Below are 22,162 nucleotides of genomic sequence, written 5' to 3'. Positions count from 1 at the left end.
ACAATAAAATTGCTTCGTTTTCTTTTTGGTTATGATAATAATAGAAATGTTACCAAGCATTCAATCCTCCATCAATTATGATGTTGTGCCCTGTAACATAACTTGAGGCATTCGAGGCTAAATAAATCAGTGCACCAACCATTTCTTCTGGCTGAGCCATCCTCCCTAAAGGAATTCGATTACTATAGTTCTCCTTAAACGTATCATTTTGCCCACTTTCTACACCACCTGGTGTAATTGCATTCACACGTATACCATCCTTGGCCCAATAAGTCGCTAAATATTTCGTTAACCCGATGACCCCTGCCTTAGATGCTGAATATACTGCAGGACTGTTTATCTGTCTTTCAAGGTAATAGGAGCCTTCATAAATTCGTTGATCTGGTCCCATTACACCATATATTGAAGATGTCTGGATAATAGAGCCACCTTTCCCCTGTTCCTTCATAAATTTACCGACAGCTTTTGCCACTAAAAACATTCCATCGAGATTTATCGCCATTATTTCCTTCCATTGATCCAATGAATATGCCTCGAAATCTGCAAAAAAAGCATCTAAATCGCTGGACTTTCCTGCGGCATTATTATGTAATATATTGATCTCTCCGTATTGAGATTTTACTTTATGAATCATATCGTTAATGGAGTCCTCTGAGGTTACATCACATTGAACTGCCATAGCACGTCCTGGATACTTCTTGTTAATATCCTCCATGACCCGCTCTGCTTCATGAAGATTAACATCCGCAATAGCTACATATGCACCGGCATCTGCTAAACCCGACGAAAAATGCTGCCCCAGTAATCCTGCACCACCTGTAATAATGGCTGTTTTTCCGTTAAGATGAAATCGTTCTAGATAAGAATTCATTATATTAATTCTCCTCTTTTATTTGCTAGCATTGAAACAATCTCAAAATCTAGTGCTGAATCAATATCGATCGATCTTTCCTCTGGCATTTCAAATAATATGGTCTCCGACTGGAAAACAGAATCAGAAGTTAATAGGGATTGCCTAGTCCAAGCATATATGGAAGCATTCATATCGTAGCATATTGGCGCATCTTGTCTGCGTGTAATTGCCGTATCAAGTTGTTTTGAAAGCCCTACATAACCTTGTTTATTGATTTCAACTAAATTAAAATATGGGCTTCTTCGAGATTTAGCTCCCGTTATTAGATTACTTGCACCTGAGTTTTCCAGCATAGCGGTAGCATTTTTTATATCCTCTAAAGAACGCAAGGGTGATGTAGCATCCAAATCAACAATCGTATCAAAACGATAACCGACTATTTTTTCAGCGCTCTCGACACAGTGTTGGATAACCGGTAGCTTGGCCGCATTATCTGTAGCCATTTCTTTCGGTCTCTCAACAACAATATCAGCTCCATATTGCTTCGATATGTTTAAGATTTCTTCATTATCACTGCTTACCGCGACTACATCAAACAATTCACTTTTTTTTGCTTGATTAATACTATGAGCGATAAGTGGCATATTTAATAGTAACTTCACATTTTTATTTTTTACTCCCTTTGATCCACCTCTAGCACAAATGGTACATATTCTACTCATTTAATATCCAGGCCCTTTCTGTTGAGGAGTTTTCAGCTGATTCGATCATATTGACAATTGCTAGTCCCTGATCATATGTACATAAAAATTCTTTTTCATCATGTATAATCGCTAAATGCTGCTTTTTGTAAGTTTCATCTGCATCTAATGAATACGTATGGATTTGGTCGTTAATTTGTAAAGTATTGTTAATTAAATCCGCTTTATACGTATGATTTACTGTATTTATCGTAATTGTACGTTGAGCAATGTGATCTAAATAATTTATCTGCAAATTAATAGTAGGACAGTCTTTACTTTGGTAGACTATTGCAAATGTGTCGTCAGAAGTAATAGCTAAATCACTCCATTTTCCACCTAACGCAAACAAGGCATTCCATTCTCCAAATAAGAATTGCAAATAATCTAATTCATGACTTAAATCCCTAATGACTCCTCCTCCTTTATTTCTATCAGAGGAGTATGAACTTGTGTAATCAGTAGATGGTCTCCAATTAGGAAGATACTGACCGGCATACGCCTGGACAGACAGCACCTTTTGCCCTTGCAAGTGTTTATACAATGCTTGTATGATGGGATGAAATCGTAAATTATACCCAATATACAAATCGGAAAAATGAAACATTGTCTTTACATTCTGGTGATATAAAGGTTTTTCAACAAGAATTTTATGATGATAACGCAGGTTATCTAGGGACTCTAAAGTCTCCAAGTGAGCGCTAGTCTCATTTGCAATCACAACATATTCTGGTTTTTCAGTGTGTATAGCGTCACGAAGCGTATTATATTTTAATGGATAATTAATATCCCTCTTACTAACGATTGAAACATGATAACCCATTTCATTAAGTATTCGACAATGTCTTCTTCCAATAGAACCATATCCAATAACTACTACATTCATAACATTTACAACTCACCTTATCTTATTTTGAAACGTATTTTCTTCGTTCTTTTATCTTCCTCTAACCATATTTAAAAATTCTAAAATTCTCTCGTCCTTTAGCTGAAATTCTTTTATATAGCTAACGATTTTCTCTAAAATATCCTGTTCCTTCAGTTGGTAAGCTAGCACTAAAGTATTGTACACGTTATCTAAGTAATAAGGATAACGTTGTAAGGATACTTGAAAACTATCTAAGGCATTTTTATATTGTTCTTGATTGAAAAAACCTACGCCTTTATCAGATTCTATAAATGCAATTAGTATGTCTTGAATTAGTTCTGCTAATAGTTTATTTCCATATTTATTTAAATGATGGTCATCAGGCAATAGATATTCATGGACAGAATCCGGTTTAATGTACTTTTCCATATCAACATAAAACACATTTTTGTTATTGATTTTAGACTTTAATATAGTGTTGTAAGTGGCTATCTCCTGATTAATTCCATTGAATCTATCTTCCATCTTAGTAGAGGTAGGTGCTATGCCAATAATAATTAATCGACAATTAGGTCTATGTTCTAACAGTGTAAGTATATTTTTTAAGTATATCTCATAGTTGTCTTTACTTACGAGTTGTTTCCCTTTTAACTCTTCTCGGAACCAACAGTCCACTATCCCTACTTGCATGACAATCACATCTGGTTCAAAAAAGAATAGGTGATCTGAGAATTCCTCATATACATTCTTAATGGTATAAAATCGTTTACAACGATTTATTACCTCTACATATGGGTTTAAATTATATTTTCTTACTAATTCCATATTAATTATTGAGGAATAAGTTTCTTCATAGGCTACTGCAAGTTCCTTCTCATTCGGTGCATACTTATTTATTCTATGTGGTCGAGGTAATCCTAGAGAATCCCCAATAAATAATACTCGCATCTACTTATCACATCTCATTCTAAAGTAATTCTCCATCATTAATAATCCTTCTTCTACTCCTAATAGCCTATTAGAATATGGTGTTTCGTACAGAAAGGAATTAACTTGCTGGTATAAGCCCGGTTTGAATGTTATGTCATATGAATCATCAATTGTAATCTTTGATACTTCTATAGACCCAAGCGCTTGTACCTTTAACTCTTCTAGCGGCCTGAATATATACCGGTTAAGCTTGGTTAAGAGCTCTAACTTCCAGCTTCCAGGTGCTTCCCAATTTGCATGATAAGAAAATACTTTTCCTGTTTCAGTTATCCCAGCTCCTGAAAAAATAGTTCCTGTAGGATGCCAATCCGATCCACCCATTATATAACTACTTAACTCCTTTGGCTTTCCGCCAAAAAAGAAGGCCAAATCAATAACATGAGTTGAGTTACCAATAAACCAATTTTCCAATTGGAACGTCGACTTGTCTAAATTCTTTATCTTATGTCCCCACTCCGTAAATTCAAAAACAAAAGATTGTAGTCCTCCATCCTTTGCAATTAGCTTTTCCGCTTCTATTACAGAGGAATAGAATCTTCTATTGTAAGCAATAAATACTTTTGCATTCCTGTATTCTGCTTTTTCATGGATTCGCTTCAATCCTTCAACACTGACAGCGCCAGGTTTTTCAATTAATACATTTTTTACTCCCTGGTCCAAAATAAATAAAGTATTTTCTTCTAAATTTTCTAATGGTGTAGCAATGATTACGTGTGTAGGCACTTCATTAAGAGAACCATAGTTGCTTTCTAGTCCCCCTATTCGAACTTCCTTACCAACTTCCGCTTCAAAGGTTTTCGCGCTATCTGGCCCTCTACTAATAACGGTGTAGGGGACTCCTAAAGCATTTAATACTTTTCCATATTCTTTTGCCATCAAACCTGCACCAACAAGTACTACATGCATTACGTAATCACTCCTTCCTTATTATTTTTATTAAGGAATATATTGACTGATTTCAGATAAGATAAATGGAGCTTAGCAGATTCCCTATACGGAACCAAATTACAATAATTTGTTTCAAACAGTTCCTTGAAGACAAGATTAGTTAGTTCGCTTTGTTTTGGCACAGCAAATTCTTCCATGAACCACTCATCTTTCGCCAAATTATAAATCTTAATCTGACCATTCCCCTCATGTAAGGAATATTTATGCTGATCCGATTCGAATTGGACAGTTAATGTAGATACACTATCAATAGTAGAGGTAAGGCTAAAATGATTATTATTGCTTGTATTGCCTTCTAAGGTACCAGAGAACTCTATGAATCCCTTTCTCTTATTCGATAGTAATTCAGAATTAAGATGATCCGTTTGGATACATAATTCACTTTCACCAGTTATAAATGCAAATAAATCAATAAAGTGAATGGCATTACTTGCTAAATTCCAATTACTCCCTGTAACTGTCAAATTAATATTTGTATCATGAGACATATCCATTTTAATCTTATTGTAAATTGGCCATAGCCTTCTTGGGCAATTTACATAGACTTCAACATCATAGTGAGATATCAATTCTAATGCAGTGCTATATTCTGCTTCTTGTGGAAATAAAAATTTCTCAAGCAGCAAATATTTTACTTCTGACCTTGTTAACAACTCCTCTAATGCTAGTAGACGATGTGTGGATGTCGTTGCAATGACTGCAAAATCAATTATGCTAGGCATATTCTCCATGTTAGATGCCTCAACAATATTCTTGTTGTGTAATTGATCCACTTCTGAAAATCTTTCCTTACTCAGATTACGGGACGCTTCAACAGGATCGACCAAATATATAGTTAAGGGGTCTTCATATAATGCCAGTGCTTGAAGATGTCTACTTCCTAGTTGTCCAGCACCTATTATGGCGACACTTTTCATTTTTATTACCCTCTTCTTTTATGACTTTCTGCATACAATTATTTATGTCTATAGTTATTTCAATGCTTGTTCGATAATTCCCTCTAACTCCGAGCTACCTGCTCTACATTGATTTATATAATTTGAAAACACGCGTAATAACCCTTCTCCTTTGTCAAAAGAGTCCTTAAAACCGTTTAACCGTTTAATCTCATTCGCCAAAAATTGGGTATCAACACGGATATAGAAGGATAAAAAGTTAGCATAGTATTCATTCTGTCGCATTTGTGTATATAGATGATCGAACTGCGACAATAACCGTTGCATTATCTGCTTATTTCTTACCTTAATGTTTGCTTTAATCGCATCCATTAATCGCTCGCCCTCACGAAGCAGACCAAAGAATTTCCCAATGCTATCATATAAATTCTTTATTTTCTTTTCCATTTCTTTTTGGTCATATAGCGGTGTATCCATCCACCATTCTGATTTAGTGATTGGTTTTGTTAAAAGCTTCTCCAGTATTTCTTCAATAGGTTGGAATGGAATCCCTTTAATTTTTGCGCCACCCTTTGTTGTATTGATAAAGGTTCCATTAAAATGGCCAGCAAATTGTTCCAAAATCTCACGCATGTTATTTAAGCCGATGCTAGTTTTAATTTCATTTCCATAAACATCTTCTATCATAATTGCATTCTCTAACTGCTTCTTATCCTTAATAACCTCATAGTCTATTTCTTCCGAATAATATCGATCATATAAAAACCCTAGATTTTGTCCAGCAAAAATAATTGGATTAACTCCCAAACGATTTAAAACTTGAAAAATCATGATAGCTATAGATGGAGAATCCAAGATATAATCTCGTTTCGTATCTAATTGCTCTCGCAAAAAATATGTGGAAGCTCTATCTTGTGTGGTAATAAAATGAACTTTCGGTCCTTTGTATTTGTTTAACGTCTCATAGCCAACACTGGAACCAAATAGCATAGGTAAATGACTGATATTCTTATCAATTAAATCTTTAAAAACCTTGTCATTAGTCTGAAGTGGATCATACGTACAAATGACATCTGGTAGTATATCATGGGCGACTAAGCTATTAATTGCTGATCCCGCAGAGAAGATATACGCCAAATTATTTTCCTTAATATATTTGATATATTCGATATCCTGAGATAATGAAGGACCTGCAGATACGATTAAGGCCGGTTTGTCTTTAAATTCATTGTGATCCACATGCTTCATGACATTCGGAGTACTTAGCACCTCTTTTATATTAAATAGACTGTTCATTACCCAAAGCTTTTGAAACCTTGCATTTGTTCGTAGGTTACTTCTACGGCCAATAATGATACTTTTTACAGTCTCCTGAAAAAATCGAACTTGCTGATTCGCAATATTCTCGTAGCTAGGTAAAACAATAATATGGATATTTTTATTACTTGAACTAAATTCGTCCATTAGCTCTAGCGATTCATTTTGACGATAATCGATATATACGTTAGCCGTATTTTTCGTCATAACAGAGCTTAGTATTCGCTGCTCGGACATTACCTTAAAGATTTCTGGTATCGGCTCATAAATAGAAAACGGATTATTTGGATACTTTTCTACGAACTTCTCAATATGATATCCAAGTCCACCCCCATAAAAGAATACATGCGTATCAGCGGATATTTTATCCTCATGGGAAGCAATAATTCTTTCGGCTTCTCGAATTGGATCATACAGACTATGAACCATCAGCTTTTGATCATATTTAATGGTTTTCGCACCAGATTTGGAGTCGAGGACCTCCAATTTTTCTGTATCTAAACTATCCTCATACTCACTATACTTCTTCCGGAGGCTAGGAAATCTCTCACGTAGGAATAATGTATTATCAATTAACATTTTGTAAGAACTCCTTGTCATCAAGCGATACACTTAACTGCTTATAAAGGTCCTCATAAGCTGGGACTACTTCATAGCTAAGGATATCCGAGATTAGTATCGTATCTTTCATTTCAATTCCTTCCATTAATTTACGAAAGCTTTCCTGACAAGCTTTAACACTTTCTTCAATAGTACTCCAATTAGCAGGATACTCGTTTGTATTATTTGTAAACTCGACAAATTGTAAGATCAACTGCATAGACTCAGCCAATTTATTAATCCCATCCCATGTTTTCTCGGTATATTTGTCATAGCTCTCCGTAATTAATTCCTTTAAGGTTGGAATTCCTCTTTCTAAGTATGCATGTATGGAGGTCATGGTCTCCCATACCATTCTTCTTGTACTAGTCGTAACAATTTCAATCTTATCAATATCACTTAAATGACTCATAATATAGGCTTCATGATTTTCATATACTTCTACATCATCAATTACTAAATGACTAAATACAACATCTTGCTTGTTAATAATCTCACTAATTCTTTCAAAGATTTTTGTCATTGCCTCTTCATTATTCTCTAAAATTATTTGATCATCTTTATATAGTAAATTCATAATTACCTCCAAATAGTTTCCATTATTCTGTAACAGTATTCTTCTATTATATCGGTTTGTTTGCTTATTTATAAAGGGAGTATCCCAATAAGATATTCTAATTACCTTATTACTATTTTTTATAAAAGTTTGAAAATATATGTACTGGAGTGGAGAAATAGTTGTAGCAGCTAATGGTGGATGTTACCACAAAAAAAAGCTCTCTAAAAGAGAGCTTTCATTTTAATTACGATTAACGTAATAATTGTAGAACACCTTGTGGTTGTTGGTTAGCTTGTGCTAACATGCTTTGAGCAGCTTGAGTAAGGATGTTATTCTTAGTGAATTCCATCATTTCTTTCGCCATATCAACGTCACGGATACGAGATTCCGCAGCAGTTAGGTTTTCTTGAGAAGCACCTAAGTTGTTGATAGTGTGCTCTAGACGGTTTTGTACCGCACCTAGTGCAGAACGTTGAGTAGATACTTGGTTGATAGCTTCATCAATTGATGCTAGTTGATCATCGAAACCACCAGATCCAGCGCCTGAGATTGTTTCAAAGTCAGTTACATCGATAGCATTGATTTTTAGTCCTGAAGTACCTAAATCTTTTGCTGCCATACTTTCAATGTTTACACTTAATTGTTGAGTAGTATTAGCACCAATTTGGAAAGTAAGACTTCCGCTACCAGAAGCGAAAGAACCATCTAATAGAGTCTTTCCGTTGAATTGTGTACGGTCAGAAATACCTTTAGATCCTGATTCTCCACCAAGTTCTTCGATTAGAGCATCGATTTCACTTTGGATAGCTTGAAGATCTTCAGTTTCTTGAGTACCAGTGTTACCAGCTTGAACAGTAAGTTCACGCATACGTTGAAGGATTGAATGAGTTTCATTCAAAGCACCTTCAGCAGTTTGGATTAAAGAAATACCATCTTGAGCGTTTTTAGAAGCCATTTCTAAACCGCGGATTTGTCCACGCATTTTTTCAGAGATTGCTAGACCTGCAGCGTCATCTCCAGCTTTGTTGATACGAAGACCAGAAGATAGTTTTTCTAAAGAGTTTTGAGTTGCACCAGTGTTAGCACCTAATTGACGGTGTGCGTTTAATGCAGAAATATTGTGATTGATAATCATGTTTTCCTTACCTCCATGTAAGTAGTTTTTTTATTTTGCGAGTCACATCCTTATGCCTCGCATTTATAACAACTCTATGAGTTATTATCTAGGTTGAATGTAGTCTCTAATCGAAACTACTAAATGCTTGGAGTGTTACCTCCAGTTTTTAAATGTTTGGCCATAACATTTCATTCATCATGATGATGTACTATTTATATCGGCATACTTATCAGATGTTTAATCTTTTTTAGAAAAAAATTTAAATATATTTGAAGAAAATTGTAGAAGCCTTGAAACATCAGGCTTTTCTCAACAAAAAAATAATAGAGTCTATGTTATAACATCACAGACTATTAGTCGTAATCACTCTCCTACAACCCGGTTTCGCCGTCTTTCGATCACAACACGATTTAAGATTTGATACAATAACTCGCGATCCTCATCAAACAAGTTTGTAAACTGTACCCCATAACCGAATATATCTCTTTCCGGATATAATTCTTTTCTCACGATTCTTCCTTTTACCATGAAGATACTTTCTCGGAGGCTAAAGCGTAATTTAATGTTTAGCTCGTCCAATATTGGAAATTCATACTCACAAACAAATTTCGCGCCGCCAATACTAATATTTCTTAATATAGCGTTGAAATGCTTTGGATTTAAGTCTTCATTATCGACATCCATAAATTCAACAAAACAAGATACATGGTCCAATGGAACCCTAAAGTTTTTACGTAGATTTCGACCTTGAAAGCCTATTTCATGATGATTTTCTTTAGTTGTTTTAGGAATTTCGGTCTCCTTATTTACTTCAGCTGCTTCTTTTTTATAAGAATAAATTAAATATGTAACCAAAATGAGTACTAAAATAAAGGCAACTGCAATAAGAATGTATTCCGCATATTCCATCTAAATCACTCCACTTCCTTTCCTGATTGGTTTTTCGAAATTTCACCCTAAAGGAACTATACATTCTGGTATACCTCCAAACAGCGGAGGTAGATTACCCTTTAACATACAAGAAAGAGGAGAACCTAAGATACCGGTTCCCCATTAAAGTCCCAGTTTTCTTCGGTAGCTAGGCTGCCATTGCACTACTGCTTTAGGCCCTGTGCTTTGCGTCCTTATCTTTCAATAAGTTTGCCTTTTTCGAAAAGCCTGAATGTTCTAGTGCCATTATACTAGAAAGATTTCCATAATTCGACATATTTTCACCATTTATCCTAAAAAAGTATTATATTATTAACTTTATGTATGCTTAGACCTATTACCCTTGACCTATTAAACCATAAAAAAAAGCATGCCTAAGCATGCTTTTCAAGGGTAAGTCATTGTATACTTTTTAATGCTAAACCAATAGCTTACGATCTTTCCGATTGGTAAAACGCATAAATATTAATAAAGATAGTAATACCAATATCATTAATAGCAAGGAGAGTGCTGCACCGAGCTGCCAGTTCATTTCCACTAAGAAAGCATCCCGAATTACATTTCCTACCATCAATAATTTTCCACCTGTAAACAAGTCTGTCACAACAAATACGCTAATGGATGGAACAAACGTGATAATGAATCCTGCCAAAATCCCTGGAAAAGTTAACGGCAAGGTTACATGTAAAAATGTCTTAATTGGTCCCGCTCCAAGGTCTTCTGATGCTTCTAGGTATGTTTTATCGAGTTGCTCAATGGATGAATAAATCGGTAAAATCATAAATGGTAAGAATCCGTATACCAACCCAATAATGACGCCACCTGGAGAATACATCAAGGCTAGTGGCTCGTCAATAAAACCGATTTTCATTAGAAAATTATTAATCACACCATTATTATTCATGAGGATAATCCAAGCATACAGACGAACTAATAAGTTCGTCCAAAACGGCACCATTACCAATAACAGCAATAAATTCTTCCATTTTCCAGCATTCGCAATAAAGTATGCAAACGGGTATGCAATAAACAAGCAAATAACTGTTGCAATAAATGACCACCACAGGGACTGCCATATTACCTTTGCATACAAGGAACTAAATGCTGCTTGATAGGCCTCTGTACTAAACTCATAAATAATGGCACCAAAATCGCCATTCGTGGTGAAGCTAATGACTGCGATAAAGATAACTGGTACAACTAAAAATAGCGTTAACCAAAGGAGACTGGGAGATAAAAGTAAATAGGCTTGCTTCAGACTTCTTCTCATTTAGCTTCTCCTCCCTTACGCATTCTCAAGCCAATAATCAATACGGCAATTACCATAATCACAATGATAAAGGTAGACAGGACATTTACCTCAGGAGATACACCCAATCGAACCATCGAATACACAAGGACAGGTAATGTATTATCTCCTGGTCCTAATGTAAAGAATGAAATTACAAATTCATCAAGTGAAATCGTAAATGCTAATAATCCTCCTGCTAGAACACCTGGAAAAATTAATGGAAAGGTAACCTTCCAGAAGGTTTGCCATCCATTTGCTCCCAAATCGCTAGCCGCTTCTTCAAGTGCATTGTCAAATGATGATAATCTAGCTAATACAACTAGCATGACATAAGAAATAGTGATGGCCACATGTCCAGGGATGGCTGTATTTAGACCTAGAGACATGTTTAATATTCCATATATCGCAAGAAGCGCTACCGCTACAACGATATCAGGAATAACGACCGGGATATAAAAGAGAAATTCTACAGCTTTCTTTCCAATAAAAGTGTATCGATGTAAGGCTAAAGCTGCTAATGTCCCTAGAACTGTAGAGATAAGCGTTGCAATAATTGCGATGTACAGGCTATTTATGGTAGCCCCAATCAGCTGACTATTTTCAAATATTGAGGTGTACCATTCCAGCGTAAACCCAGTCCAAACGGTACCCAACTTTGAATCGTTAAAGGAAAAAATAATCACGAATAATATCGGGATATAAAAAAATAAAAAGACGAGTAGGGAAAAAGAAAACAAAATCTTCTTCGTTCTATCTCTCAAACTTTCCACCTACTTTCCCGTTTATACTAGAAAACATCATTAAAGGAGACATTCAAATGATTGTCTCCTTTATACAATTCTATGTTACTCAACCTTTGATTCCTGGAATAAGCGGTTCATCAATTGTGTACGATCTGCATCTAGCGGTAGGTTCCATTCGGCACGCTTAATCACTTCTTCAGGGAAGTTAATACCAGGGCTGTTTTTAATATTCTCATCCAAGATTTCTACAGCTTTTTCATTCGGATTTCCATAAGGTATAAATTCGGATAGCTGCTTGCTTACTTCAGGGCGAAGTAAATAGTTAATAAATACTTCTGCAGTATATTTATTTTTAGCAGTTTTCGGAATAACCATTGCATCTAACCAAACAATACCGCCTTCTTCTGGAAGAACAAAATCAATATTAGGATTCTCTAACCACGCTGTTGCTGCTGCACCAGAATAAGCATGTGCAATCCAAGTTTCGCCACTTACAAGGCGATCTGAGGCCGTAGAATCAAATGCTAATACATTAGGTATTAGCTCCTTTACTTTTTCAAAGCCCTCTTCTAATTGCTCCTCAGTTGGATTGTTCATATCATTACCTAATAGCTGTTGTACCATATTGGATACTTCTTTCGATTCTTCTAATAAAAGGACTTTACCAGCATAATCAGGATTCCATAAATCTTCCCAGCTAGTTGGGGCTTCTTTTATAAATTCTTTGTTATAGGCAATTCCGTCATAGCCATACATGAATGGCACGGAAAATTTATTATCGGGATCAAATGGCATATTTCGCCATGCATTTGCGATATTTTCGTAATTAGGAATATTATCAAAATTGATTTCTTGCAACAAATCGTTTTCCACCATTTGCTTCACATAATAATCTGAAGGAAACACAAGATCATAAGCCACTGTCCCACTTTGTACTTTCGTAAGCATTTCGTGGTTTGAATTATATGTAGAATAAACAACATCTACACCATATTCTTCTTCAAAGCCTTCAATTACCTCTTGCGGAATATATTCACTCCAGTTAAACACGATAAGCTCATCACTTAATTCTTTTTCTCCACCAGCATTATCGGCATCTTTATCGTCATTTCCGCAAGCTGCAAGAAATACAATCATCATACTTAATAGTGCAAATACAAAAAACTTTTTCAATCCTTCCCATCTCCAATCTATACATTATCTTATATGTTATTTTTTAAGAATAACCGAGTTTTCAGGGCTCCAACTAACATAGACATCATTAGTATTGGTTAATGCCTCGATTTTATCATGGGATTCATTAACCGTAATTTCAGTTCCATCTGAAAGACTAATCACGATTTTTGTTACAGAGCCAACATATATTTTTTCTTTAAATTTGCCTTTAAGATTTACTGAGCCATCAAAAGGAGTATTTCCAGCTTTCATCTTTTCAGGCCGCACAGAAATATAAGCTTCCTCATCTTTTACTAGACTGCCATTATTAGGTATTTCGATGATTTGCCCACCTATGTCCATCATTGCAACCTCACCGTTTATCACGGATACCGTACCTTCTAAAATATTGGTCTGGCCAATAAAATCCGCTACAAAACGAGTTTGAGGTTTTTCGTAAATTTCATAAGGTAAACCTATTTGTTCAATTTTTCCTTTATTCATGACAACAATACGATCAGACATTGTTAGTGCTTCTTCCTGATCGTGTGTGACATATATAAATGTAATATTTAATGTTTGTTGTAAATGCTTTAATTCAAGCTGCATTTGCTTACGTAATTTCAAGTCTAATGCTCCAAGTGGTTCATCCAAGAGGAGCACCTTTGGATTATTAACAATAGCACGAGCAATTGCTATACGCTGTTGCTGCCCACCACTTAATTGTTTTGGCTTGCGATTTCCATATTCCTCAAGCTGTACAAGCTTTAATGCTTGTATAACTCGCTCTTTCATTTCTTCTTTATTAACTTTTTTCATTTTCAAACCAAAAGCAACGTTATCAAAAACATTCATATGCGGAAAGAGAGAGTAGCTCTGGAACACCGTATTCACTTCACGTTTATATGGCTCTGTATCATCGACTTGATTACCATTTAATAGGATTTTTCCAGAAGTCGGTTTTTCAAAGCCCGCAATCATCCGAAGAGTAGTCGTCTTTCCACACCCTGATGGACCTAGTAATGTTAGAAATTCCCCAGCTTTTATATCTAAATTCAGATCATCCACAACATTCGTATCATCGAATTCCTTCGTCACATGTTCTAATTGCACCATTTGAACACCCAACTAACATCCCTCCAATTCCTAGTTGTAATTCTCTATCGTAAACTATGTATTTTTAAGACTGCATAACCTTTACTTTTTCCCTCTGATGTATAACTATTCTATGAAAAGAATGACAATCAGTCATATTTTTAGGCATTAAAAATACACCCTTCTCTACCAGGTAAAGGATCTCACGATATGTAGATGTCCTCCCCCGTTGGGTGCGTACTGTTAGATAAAACGATATAGTATTACTTGATTCAACAACGATAACAAATAAAAATAAAGGCTTTCTGTCCTTTCAAGACTAATGTATGTATGCTAACTTGTGCATATCACTGATATACAGTGCAAATTTAACAAATACTATTTTACTACAAAAAATCTTTTTGTGTAACAAATTTTAGCATTTTTTGTAGGATTGTTCAATGCATTTACCAAAAAAGTTATACTGATAATAAAACAAGCACATCTCAATATATAAAAACGCTTGAAACCAAATTGGTTTCAAGCGTAATAGTATTACTCTTACTCTTTTTGTGAGTTTGCCCATTTACTAGTATAGGTTTCTGGATTTTCTTCACGATACTCCGTTACACTGTCACTATCATAATAAGCTCCCCAGCTCACATAGGATACTAACCATGCACTAGAAGCTTCATCGTATGTTAATTCATACGTAATTTCATTTTCTGTTGGCTCTAATGCCGGAGCCTCTTCATCATCGTAGAAAATTGCTTCTTCAGTCAATGTATTCGTTGCAACATCTACAGTCCAAGCATCACCATAATTAAAGAATTCAAAGGAGTTGTCGTAGAAGTCAATACCAATGAATTTCCCAGTATAGTTATATCCCCATTCTCTATCATCCTCAGCTCCAGAAACGACATCATCGATAACCGTTTCATTTGCTACTGTTAGCTGTGATCCATCTGCAGTAGTTAACGCAGCTAAATATTCTTTATTAAATTGGACGATGACATCCTGAAGCGATTGCTTTAATTCGTCACCAGCTTTAAAATCTGCATACATATATCCAGAATCAATTGGTAATTCTTCCGATTTCACAGTACCAAACGGAAACTCTGCTTCATATGCAAACGTCATCGAACCATCCGTTAATAATGGCCCAACCTCATTATCCTCGACAAGGTTAACCCCTATATCCTCACCATTTAGGTAAAGCTTCACATTTTCAAGGTTTTCATAGTACGGTAATTCGAATAATACATCCGTTCCGTCTAGATATAAATCAACCTCTTGTGTATAACCAGGATCAAAGTTCGTGCTCTCAACTTCACTTGTTAATTCAACATACTCCGATTTGTAAACTGCTTTAAATGAATATAGACCCGGTAAAAATGGTCCGATTTCTTTATAATATTCATCCGAATCCGCAGTAGCAACTACTTCATCACCAAGATAAATTTCAGTTTCATTATAATTTGTATATACATTGAAGTATACAGGACTAACCGTTATATCATAGTTGTCAAATACAAGAAACTTTCCATCTTTCTCTAAGTTAACTGCATACCAATCGTCTACTTTGAAGTCAGGGTTTTCTTTATATTGCTTCACTTGATCCTTAAGGTGATCAATTAACAAATCCATTTCACTCGGATTTTCATTGAAATACTCTACAAAACCTTCAACCGATTTTTTATCGATTTCTAGACTTAAGCTTTTAGATGATAATAAATCTGCAACTGTATCCGTATCTTTTTCATGCATTGCTTCTTCAAATTTCTCAACAATTTTGTTTGGAGAAGCCATTGAAGAAGCTACAAAAAATCCAACAAATAAAATAAGTATTAGTGCTCCTACTATTGATATTGATAGAATTGCAGGCTTCGATAACTTAAATCCTTGACCAGATTTTTTCGATGCAGCAGCAAGTCCACCTTTTTCTTGCGTACCTGGTTCTGGATTTACAGGTTCCTCTTGAGCCGCTGTAACTTGTTCTTCTTTAACAGTAGTCTCTTCAGCTTCAACTGGCTCAACAGTTTCTTGCCCTTCTACATTTGACGCTTGTTCGACAGGTTGCTCTAGTTCTGGTGATTGTTCTTTTTCTACCACTGGTGTGCCACAATGCTTACAAAATTTTGCACCCTCAACTAGTTCTTCCCCACATTGATTACAGTAATTCACTTTCTCCCCTTCTTTCTAAATAAATTAGCAAATATAGTAACATTATACTATGTATCTAGAAGATTGCGAGAAAATTTTTGTCGAATAATGAAAAAATTGTGTTCCATTGCCAAATACCTCCTTCAAATAATGGAATGAAATTAGCCAGTTTAACTTTTGCCTAACAGAGATAAATGTTCTATTGCTGTTCTAAGAAAATATATTTTATATAAATGATGTGGAGGAGGACTCATAATGAAAGGAAAATATATAGAGGTTAATCCTGGAATAGAGCTATTCGTCCAGGACGTAGGAGAGGGCGATCCTATAGTATTTATTCCTGGTTTTACATTTACAACAGAAGTCTTTGAAAAACAAGTAGCGTATTTTTCAAAGACGAACCGAGTCATTGTAATCGATCCAAGAAGTCACGGGAGGTCCACCATTACGGTTCATGGAAATGATTATGTCACACATGGTTCTGATTTAGCTACTGTATTGGAGCAGCTACAAATTACGAATTTTGTTCTTGCTGGTTGGTCCTTTGGCTGTCTAACAGCATGGGAATACGTAAAGCAGTATGGAATCCGTGATGTTAAATCCTTAATTCTAGTTGATATGCCACCGAAGTCATTATCAACAAATTCCGTCGATTGGGTGGAAGGTAAGCTCGATGATATAGCTGGCATATATAACACTTCTCTCAGAACTCCACACGGTCAGCGAGAATTTATTACGAGCTATATAACTCAAGTAATGGTTCAACGGGAATTAACGGATCAGGAGTTAATATGGCTAGTTGAGCAATCGATGAAAACTCCCTATTACGTAGCTGGAAACTTGTTTGCATCCGGTATGTTTGCTGACTACCTTTCAGAAGCAAAAACAGCCTATGATTCCCTTCCTACCATGACCATTGTTGCAGAGCACTGGGCAGACACAGCAAAAAAATTTTTAACAATCTTATCACCAAACTCCTATGTTGAGGTCCTTGGAGGGCATATGATGTTTTGGGAACATGATGAAGAATTTAATGCGCTTTTACAAAAATTCATTCTGGAAAATTAACGAAGTTTCCGGTCCTTCGGCAATGACGTAAAGGACCGGAAACTATGATGATTTTCTATTCCATTCCTCTAGCAATTCAATTATTCGCTGATTTTGCTTTAATTGCACATCACTATTTGATTTTATCTGGTATATCCAAATTAATAACAGAATGAATAGGACAATTGGAATTACTAGAAATAGTAACGATAATAAGACCCCTGATATCCCAATACTAGACATCTCTTTCACACTCCCTTCTAGACATTGTTATCCTTCTATCTACGCTTAACCTTCTTGATACTGCCACAATCAAATAAAATAATAAGAAGAATAAAAATTGGTAACGCGATGCCTACCGATATGAAATTAAAGCTTGATGAACTACTTACATTATATTGTGTCACGACTTGATGTAGCTTTTTCGATAGGGTGTTTGATATCTGTGCATATTTTGAAGTAGAATTTTCCAGTATAAGTGACGAATCTGGATTCGTCCAAACAGAATAGCCATATGTTACATCATCTTCCGTTTTTATCATAATACGATAATAGTCTGCAGGCATGTCGATTATGCCTCTTTGTTTTTTCACATCCTGAACAGCATTTATGAAAACCTTTATTTCATCTTTATTTTTTTCTTTTGTAAACGTATAATGGTGCTCATCATTGTGGTATAAACTAATTTCCTTAACATTACCTAGCTTAATATGATGGCAGCCACTTAGTGAAAGTAGTAGGGTGGTTATTAGAATAAGCCAACATAACCTCTTCATAGCATCTCACCTCTTAACTTTATTCACAATCCCTTGATTTATCACATCCATTTGGAAATGGCTGTTATGTTATCTAACCTTTTTCATAGTTGCCTACTAATCCTAATAATATTTCCTTATGAACATGCGCCATTTCCAGTAGCTTAAACTCCTTGTTCTCGATTATTTCCGTTAAGCGATTTGCTTCATTCCAAGCAAATTCAAACTGTGTCTGATTAATCGTTCCATGGTTCAATGCTTGTTCAAGCTCATCTGCATCTAATACAAGGCTTTCACCTGTAGGCAGTACGATAATGTCTAAAAATAGATCATCCATCCAAGGGATGCCGTTTTCTATCCCTATCTCTGAACAAATATCAATATACCATTGAATAATATTGCCATTAGCATCGTACATGGCTGTTATCGAGTGATTTTTGTTAAAGGGAAATTGCTGCAACCAAAAATAGCCATCATCAACGATGCAAACCTGTTTATTTCCATAGGTTACAAAAAGTGGTTCTCTGACTTTTATTGTATGTAATAGTGTGATATATCCCTTAAAGTCAGTCGTATCCAGATACGACTGTACATATTTACGTTTGGTAATTCGCTTCCAATCCGATCTGTCACCATATTTTCGCTTCAGCATGTGTACCCCCCTTACTTTTTGAATGTCTCTAGTAATCTTCCTTGATTACTTTCAGACCATTGATTTGTCCAAGTATGTTTCGATAATAGTCGGAACGAATGGTAAATCCACCAAATTCTTCATGTGTCGTACAGGAAAACCATTCAAACTTATTTTTCATAAAGGTTAAATCCTCCGGGAGATTAGGTGCAACCCAATCATAGAGTGAGTGAGCAACATGCTGCAATAAAGAACAGGTCTCTACATTCGCTTCAACGACATATACCGTTGCTGCCGGGCCTTTCGTAATGGTGTTTGCCCATTTTTTAGTTTTATATGTTTCCATAATATAGGGGGTGAATTGCTTCATGGTATTCCAATCGTATGTTAGTTCCTTTCTCGTAATAAAATAGAACACTTCCGAATGTTCACAAAGCACCTGCATTAAATTGCGATAGGTCGAACCAGTTGGATTCTCTAATAATGTCCAATACTCCATCTCATCACCTTCTATCAATCTAAAAATAAGAACGAATAATATTATGCAATCTCGGTCTAAGTCTTAAGATAGGTGGCTTTCTTCCAAAATGCACACGATTTGTAAGTAAAATCACATGCAAAGCAACCTCTGGGTCAAACCAAATACTCGTACCAGTAAATCCAGTGTGTCCATAGGATTCCTCAGCGTAATAATCCCCACATGATGCATATGTCGGACTTCTTAACATCCAGCCTAGCCCCCGGTACTCCGCATCAAATGAGGTATAATTTTTCCTCGATAGTCTGAGTGATGCTTCTGATAAGATTCGCTTTCCATGATACATACCATTATTTTCAATCATGACACAAAACTTTTGCAAGTCGTCAATCGTCGAGAAAAGTCCTGCGTGACCACTAATCCCACCCATGGATTCCGTATTATCATCATGTACGATGCCAGCTTTATAGTCTTGTAGTTTTTCATTATACTCCGTGACAGCAAATCGTTCTTTTTGAAAGGAAGGATTAAAACCCGTATCATGCATCTCTAACGGGGCTAAAATTTCCCGTTGTACCACTTCTTCAAATCGTTGCCCGGTAATCTTTTCAATGACTTGGTATAAAACAATAAATCCAAGGTCACTATAAACAACCTTTTCACCAGGTTGGTATTCAGGTATTTCGTTATAAATGCTTGTTAACACCTCTTCTGTTCGCAAATTATTCATAAAATATGGTTTATGAGCAGGGAGACCTGAGGTATGCGTAAGTAAATGCCTAATAAGAATAGCTTCTTTTCCATTCGCTGCAAATTCAGGAATAAAGAAAGACACGCGATCATCAAGTCTAAACTCACCGTCATCCAATAATTTAAGCATGACAGGTAATGTTGCGACAACCTTTGAAAGAGAGGCAAGGTCAAATACAGTATCTGGCTTCATTGGTTCCTGATTGGGATATACAACTCGATTACCAAGCACCTCCTCTAATATTACTTTACCTTGATGTGATACATGAACGATTGCACCTGGAATATGATTTAACGCTATTTCAAGCTGTAAAAATTCACGTACTTTTTCACGCATGGTTATAACTCCTTTTTATAAGATTCATAGCTTTTCCAAATGGTATACCCTAATTTATTGTAAAACGATACTAAACCAGTCCAATCAATAACAATCCGTTGAATGCCTCGCTTGCGTAAAAATGCGATTGCAGCCTGCACAATAGCCAATCCATATCCATTTTTCCGTTGACTGGCATCTACTCCAAGTGGTCCGATTCCACCTAATGATTCTGCAAACAAGGGAGACCAATAAACATTTTGGGCAATCAATGGCGATTGCTCATCGTTAATTCGACAAAATCCAATAATTTGGTTGCCTTTTTTTAGTACAACAAATTCTCTGCCCGTACCGCCTTTGCGAAAATAATGCCTGGCCTCATATTCCCATCTCCCTGGAAAACATCGATGAAGGAACGCAATAAGTTCTATTTTTTCCGATTTATGTAAGATAGAGAATGTAACATCTTCCTTATTCGGGAATTGAACTATTTCACTATTGGCATATGAACAAATCATATCATGCTCTGTACCCTCGGAATGGTAGCCTCTTTTTTCAAACCACTTACAGGTAGCCGAATCATACGACGGGATCCCAGGAAAGTAATGCCAAGGGTCTCTTCCAAGTATTACATGCTTTATATTCTTTTCCTTTAAAATTGCCTCTGCATGATGAAGTAGCTGAGTACCAACGCCATTATTGCGATAATTGGAATCAACTAGGAGCGATTGTATCCAACCAATACTTCGCGGTATACCTACCTCTAACTGTTCTTGATAGTATTTCACCGTAATGAATCCGATTACATTTCCTTCTTTATTAATAGCTAATCTGGAGCCTTTATGACAAATATTCTCATCTAAAAAGCTATTCTGATTAAATAGCTCCTGTCGCATTGGAAATACATTTTTAAGCTCTTTATTCCATAAATCAACTAGCTCTATTAGTCTATTCGAATGTAATGGAATCAAATTCATTCAATCACCTCAACTAAGAATTAACATATATTATAATGAAATGAATCAAGCCAACTCCTGAAGAGTTAGCTCACTTACTCCTATTTTTCCTGCCATTTTGCGCAAGGAAGTCTATTGCATCTCTTGTTATATCAATGTACTGAACCGTTTCATCGTATCTTAATGTTGCAACCCGCATAAACAGAATATCAATTACTTGCAATTGGCCTATTCGGGAAGAAGTTGCACCACTACGAAAGGTAGGCTCTTTAGTTGCTGATGTATATAGTCGAATATCCGCATGTTCCGTTACCTTTGAGCTTCCATATTTTGTGAGACTGATGGTCTTCATATTATTCTGCTTCGCAAGCTCCAATACTTTTGCCACTTCTTGGGTTTCTCCTGAAAAGGAAATACCAACAACGACATCGTCCTCATCACCATTTGCCACTAACGTAGCAGCCATATGAATGTCTGAAAAAGCGTACACTGTTTTATTAATACGCAAAAATTTCTGTTGGGCATCCTGCGCAATTATTCCAGAAGCACCTACACCAATGAAGTGAATTTTTTTGGCATGTAAGAGTAGTTGAACTGCCTTTTCTAATTCATCAATATTAAGTAGCTCTGACGTTTCACGAATCGTTTGGATACTATTATTGGTCATTTTTTCAATAATTGCTTGTAATGGTTCATTTGGTTTAATATCCCGAAAACCTTCATCCGTTGTTTTTTGGAGATCCCCAGCAATTCGAAACTTTAAATCCTGAAAGCCCTTTAAATCTAATGATTTACAAAGACGAATTACTGCTGCTCCACTGGTATCACTTCTTTTGCCCAGTTCAAGTGCTGTAAGCTTGATCGCCTCTTCTGGGTGCTCAAGAATATAGGTTGCTATCTTTTTTTCGGAGGGCGGTAATGTTGGGAGCATTTCCGCTAGCATGGTTAATCCTCCAGTCATATAGGACATGCGATCATCTCTCTT

At 35.9% G+C, this 22,162-nt stretch carries 23 protein-coding genes and 1 riboswitch; of the genes, 1 reads left to right on the top strand and 22 read right to left on the bottom strand.

Annotated features, from left to right (window positions below):
• Positions 1–49: 49 nt before the first annotated feature.
• The 15 genes from ABC228_RS16000 to ABC228_RS15930 form a co-directional block, all read right to left on the bottom strand.
• Positions 50–871, bottom strand: a complete 822-nt coding sequence (locus ABC228_RS16000) for an SDR family oxidoreductase (protein ID WP_345826180.1) — start codon at positions 869–871, stop codon at positions 50–52.
• The gene (locus ABC228_RS15995) at positions 871–1,575 is read right to left on the bottom strand and encodes an acylneuraminate cytidylyltransferase family protein (RefSeq protein WP_345826179.1); all 705 of its coding nucleotides are present in this window, start codon (positions 1,573–1,575) and stop codon (positions 871–873) included. Before ABC228_RS15995 ends, ABC228_RS16000 begins: the two co-directional genes overlap by 1 nt.
• Positions 1,568–2,479: a Gfo/Idh/MocA family protein gene (locus ABC228_RS15990; protein ID WP_345826178.1), complete on the bottom strand. Its 912-nt coding sequence runs from the start codon at positions 2,477–2,479 to the stop codon at positions 1,568–1,570. Before ABC228_RS15990 ends, ABC228_RS15995 begins: the two co-directional genes overlap by 8 nt.
• Before the next feature lie 51 nt (positions 2,480–2,530).
• A complete protein-coding gene (locus tag ABC228_RS15985; protein ID WP_345826177.1) occupies positions 2,531–3,409 on the bottom strand; it encodes an SGNH/GDSL hydrolase family protein in 879 nt (292 codons plus the stop codon).
• Positions 3,410–4,357, bottom strand: a complete 948-nt coding sequence (locus tag ABC228_RS15980) for a Gfo/Idh/MocA family protein (protein ID WP_345826176.1) — start codon at positions 4,355–4,357, stop codon at positions 3,410–3,412. It abuts the gene before it with no gap.
• Positions 4,357–5,316, bottom strand: coding sequence for a Gfo/Idh/MocA family oxidoreductase (locus ABC228_RS15975; protein ID WP_345826175.1), 960 nt, complete (start codon positions 5,314–5,316; stop codon positions 4,357–4,359). Before ABC228_RS15975 ends, ABC228_RS15980 begins: the two co-directional genes overlap by 1 nt.
• A 54-nt stretch (positions 5,317–5,370) precedes the next feature.
• Complete coding sequence (locus ABC228_RS15970) at positions 5,371–7,191, bottom strand: motility associated factor glycosyltransferase family protein (RefSeq protein ID WP_345826174.1); 1,821 nt, start codon at positions 7,189–7,191, stop codon at positions 5,371–5,373.
• Positions 7,181–7,789 carry a hypothetical protein gene (locus ABC228_RS15965; RefSeq protein ID WP_345826173.1) on the bottom strand — a complete coding sequence of 203 codons (609 nt, stop codon included), beginning with the start codon at positions 7,787–7,789 and terminating at the stop codon, positions 7,181–7,183. The genes ABC228_RS15970 and ABC228_RS15965 overlap by 11 nt, the downstream gene beginning before the upstream one ends.
• Before the next feature lie 232 nt (positions 7,790–8,021).
• On the bottom strand, positions 8,022–8,906 hold the full coding sequence (gene hag / locus ABC228_RS15960) for a flagellin Hag (protein WP_345826172.1): 885 nt from the start codon (positions 8,904–8,906) through the stop codon (positions 8,022–8,024).
• Between the two features lie 345 nt (positions 8,907–9,251).
• Positions 9,252–9,797: a PilZ domain-containing protein gene (locus ABC228_RS15955; RefSeq protein WP_345826171.1), complete on the bottom strand. Its 546-nt coding sequence runs from the start codon at positions 9,795–9,797 to the stop codon at positions 9,252–9,254.
• A gap of 161 nt (positions 9,798–9,958) precedes the next feature.
• Positions 9,959–10,043: riboswitch (cyclic di-GMP riboswitch) on the bottom strand.
• A 193-nt stretch (positions 10,044–10,236) separates the two neighbouring features.
• A complete protein-coding gene (locus tag ABC228_RS15950; RefSeq protein ID WP_345826170.1) occupies positions 10,237–11,088 on the bottom strand; it encodes an ABC transporter permease in 852 nt (283 codons plus the stop codon).
• The gene (locus tag ABC228_RS15945) at positions 11,085–11,879 is read right to left on the bottom strand and encodes an ABC transporter permease (RefSeq protein WP_345826169.1); all 795 of its coding nucleotides are present in this window, start codon (positions 11,877–11,879) and stop codon (positions 11,085–11,087) included. Before ABC228_RS15945 ends, ABC228_RS15950 begins: the two co-directional genes overlap by 4 nt.
• A 75-nt stretch (positions 11,880–11,954) precedes the next feature.
• Positions 11,955–13,025, bottom strand: a complete 1,071-nt coding sequence (locus tag ABC228_RS15940; protein WP_345826168.1) for an ABC transporter substrate-binding protein — start codon at positions 13,023–13,025, stop codon at positions 11,955–11,957.
• A 36-nt stretch (positions 13,026–13,061) separates the two neighbouring features.
• Entirely contained in the window at positions 13,062–14,123 is a 1,062-nt protein-coding gene (locus ABC228_RS15935; RefSeq protein ID WP_345826245.1) for an ABC transporter ATP-binding protein, read from the bottom strand.
• A gap of 519 nt (positions 14,124–14,642) precedes the next feature.
• Positions 14,643–16,265, bottom strand: coding sequence for a zinc ribbon domain-containing protein (locus tag ABC228_RS15930; protein ID WP_345826167.1), 1,623 nt, complete (start codon positions 16,263–16,265; stop codon positions 14,643–14,645).
• Between the two features lie 234 nt (positions 16,266–16,499).
• Here ABC228_RS15930 and ABC228_RS15925 point away from each other — a divergent pair, with 234 nt between their 5' ends.
• Positions 16,500–17,312 carry an alpha/beta fold hydrolase gene (locus ABC228_RS15925; RefSeq protein ID WP_345826166.1) on the top strand — a complete coding sequence of 271 codons (813 nt, stop codon included), beginning with the start codon at positions 16,500–16,502 and terminating at the stop codon, positions 17,310–17,312.
• 42 nt (positions 17,313–17,354) lie between these two features.
• Here the strand turns inward: ABC228_RS15925 and ABC228_RS15920 are convergent, their stop codons facing one another.
• The 7 genes from ABC228_RS15920 to ABC228_RS15890 form a co-directional block, all read right to left on the bottom strand.
• Positions 17,355–17,534, bottom strand: coding sequence for a hypothetical protein (locus tag ABC228_RS15920; RefSeq protein WP_345826165.1), 180 nt, complete (start codon positions 17,532–17,534; stop codon positions 17,355–17,357).
• Between the two features lie 35 nt (positions 17,535–17,569).
• Positions 17,570–18,067, bottom strand: coding sequence for a YhfM domain-containing protein (locus ABC228_RS15915; protein ID WP_345826164.1), 498 nt, complete (start codon positions 18,065–18,067; stop codon positions 17,570–17,572).
• Between the two features lie 73 nt (positions 18,068–18,140).
• Positions 18,141–18,698, bottom strand: coding sequence for a ribonuclease FAU-1 family protein (locus ABC228_RS15910; RefSeq protein ID WP_345826163.1), 558 nt, complete (start codon positions 18,696–18,698; stop codon positions 18,141–18,143).
• Positions 18,699–18,726: 28 nt separating this feature from the next.
• The gene (locus ABC228_RS15905) at positions 18,727–19,176 is read right to left on the bottom strand and encodes a hypothetical protein (RefSeq protein WP_345826162.1); all 450 of its coding nucleotides are present in this window, start codon (positions 19,174–19,176) and stop codon (positions 18,727–18,729) included.
• A gap of 19 nt (positions 19,177–19,195) precedes the next feature.
• On the bottom strand, positions 19,196–20,242 hold the full coding sequence (locus ABC228_RS15900) for a serine hydrolase domain-containing protein (protein ID WP_345826161.1): 1,047 nt from the start codon (positions 20,240–20,242) through the stop codon (positions 19,196–19,198).
• Between the two features lie 2 nt (positions 20,243–20,244).
• Positions 20,245–21,198, bottom strand: coding sequence for a GNAT family N-acetyltransferase (locus tag ABC228_RS15895; protein WP_345826160.1), 954 nt, complete (start codon positions 21,196–21,198; stop codon positions 20,245–20,247).
• Between the two features lie 70 nt (positions 21,199–21,268).
• On the bottom strand, positions 21,269–22,147 hold the full coding sequence (locus ABC228_RS15890; RefSeq protein ID WP_345826159.1) for a MurR/RpiR family transcriptional regulator: 879 nt from the start codon (positions 22,145–22,147) through the stop codon (positions 21,269–21,271).
• Positions 22,148–22,162: the final 15 nt, after the last annotated feature.

The organism is Ornithinibacillus xuwenensis, from assembly GCF_039614845.1.
In the GTDB taxonomy this organism is placed as follows: Bacteria; Bacillota; Bacilli; order Bacillales; family Amphibacillaceae; genus Ornithinibacillus; species Ornithinibacillus xuwenensis.
The sequence above is the reverse complement of the archived record's forward strand: the minus strand, read 5'-3'. Positions and strand labels throughout refer to the sequence as shown.

Excerpts from the sequence above, each read along its gene's own strand:
- ABC228_RS16000 (WP_345826180.1), bottom strand. The coding sequence starts at position 871 with ATGAATTCTTATCTAGAACGATTTCATCTTAACGGAAAAACAGCCATT.
- ABC228_RS15995 (WP_345826179.1), bottom strand. The coding sequence starts at position 1,575 with ATGAGTAGAATATGTACCATTTGTGCTAGAGGTGGATCAAAGGGAGTA.
- ABC228_RS15990 (WP_345826178.1), bottom strand. The coding sequence starts at position 2,479 with ATGAATGTAGTAGTTATTGGATATGGTTCTATTGGAAGAAGACATTGT.
- ABC228_RS15985 (WP_345826177.1), bottom strand. The coding sequence starts at position 3,409 with ATGCGAGTATTATTTATTGGGGATTCTCTAGGATTACCTCGACCACAT.
- ABC228_RS15980 (WP_345826176.1), bottom strand. The coding sequence starts at position 4,357 with ATGCATGTAGTACTTGTTGGTGCAGGTTTGATGGCAAAAGAATATGGA.
- ABC228_RS15975 (WP_345826175.1), bottom strand. The coding sequence starts at position 5,316 with ATGAAAAGTGTCGCCATAATAGGTGCTGGACAACTAGGAAGTAGACAT.
- ABC228_RS15970 (WP_345826174.1), bottom strand. The coding sequence starts at position 7,191 with ATGTTAATTGATAATACATTATTCCTACGTGAGAGATTTCCTAGCCTC.
- ABC228_RS15965 (WP_345826173.1), bottom strand. The coding sequence starts at position 7,789 with ATGAATTTACTATATAAAGATGATCAAATAATTTTAGAGAATAATGAA.
- hag (WP_345826172.1), bottom strand. The coding sequence starts at position 8,906 with ATGATTATCAATCACAATATTTCTGCATTAAACGCACACCGTCAATTA.
- ABC228_RS15955 (WP_345826171.1), bottom strand. The coding sequence starts at position 9,797 with ATGGAATATGCGGAATACATTCTTATTGCAGTTGCCTTTATTTTAGTA.
- ABC228_RS15950 (WP_345826170.1), bottom strand. The coding sequence starts at position 11,088 with ATGAGAAGAAGTCTGAAGCAAGCCTATTTACTTTTATCTCCCAGTCTC.
- ABC228_RS15935 (WP_345826245.1), bottom strand. The coding sequence starts at position 14,123 with ATGGTGCAATTAGAACATGTGACGAAGGAATTCGATGATACGAATGTT.
- ABC228_RS15925 (WP_345826166.1), top strand. The coding sequence starts at position 16,500 with ATGAAAGGAAAATATATAGAGGTTAATCCTGGAATAGAGCTATTCGTC.
- ABC228_RS15920 (WP_345826165.1), bottom strand. The coding sequence starts at position 17,534 with ATGTCTAGTATTGGGATATCAGGGGTCTTATTATCGTTACTATTTCTA.
- ABC228_RS15915 (WP_345826164.1), bottom strand. The coding sequence starts at position 18,067 with ATGAAGAGGTTATGTTGGCTTATTCTAATAACCACCCTACTACTTTCA.
- ABC228_RS15910 (WP_345826163.1), bottom strand. The coding sequence starts at position 18,698 with ATGCTGAAGCGAAAATATGGTGACAGATCGGATTGGAAGCGAATTACC.
- ABC228_RS15905 (WP_345826162.1), bottom strand. The coding sequence starts at position 19,176 with ATGGAGTATTGGACATTATTAGAGAATCCAACTGGTTCGACCTATCGC.
- ABC228_RS15900 (WP_345826161.1), bottom strand. The coding sequence starts at position 20,242 with ATGCGTGAAAAAGTACGTGAATTTTTACAGCTTGAAATAGCGTTAAAT.
- ABC228_RS15895 (WP_345826160.1), bottom strand. The coding sequence starts at position 21,198 with ATGAATTTGATTCCATTACATTCGAATAGACTAATAGAGCTAGTTGAT.
- ABC228_RS15890 (WP_345826159.1), bottom strand. The coding sequence starts at position 22,147 with ATGTCCTATATGACTGGAGGATTAACCATGCTAGCGGAAATGCTCCCA.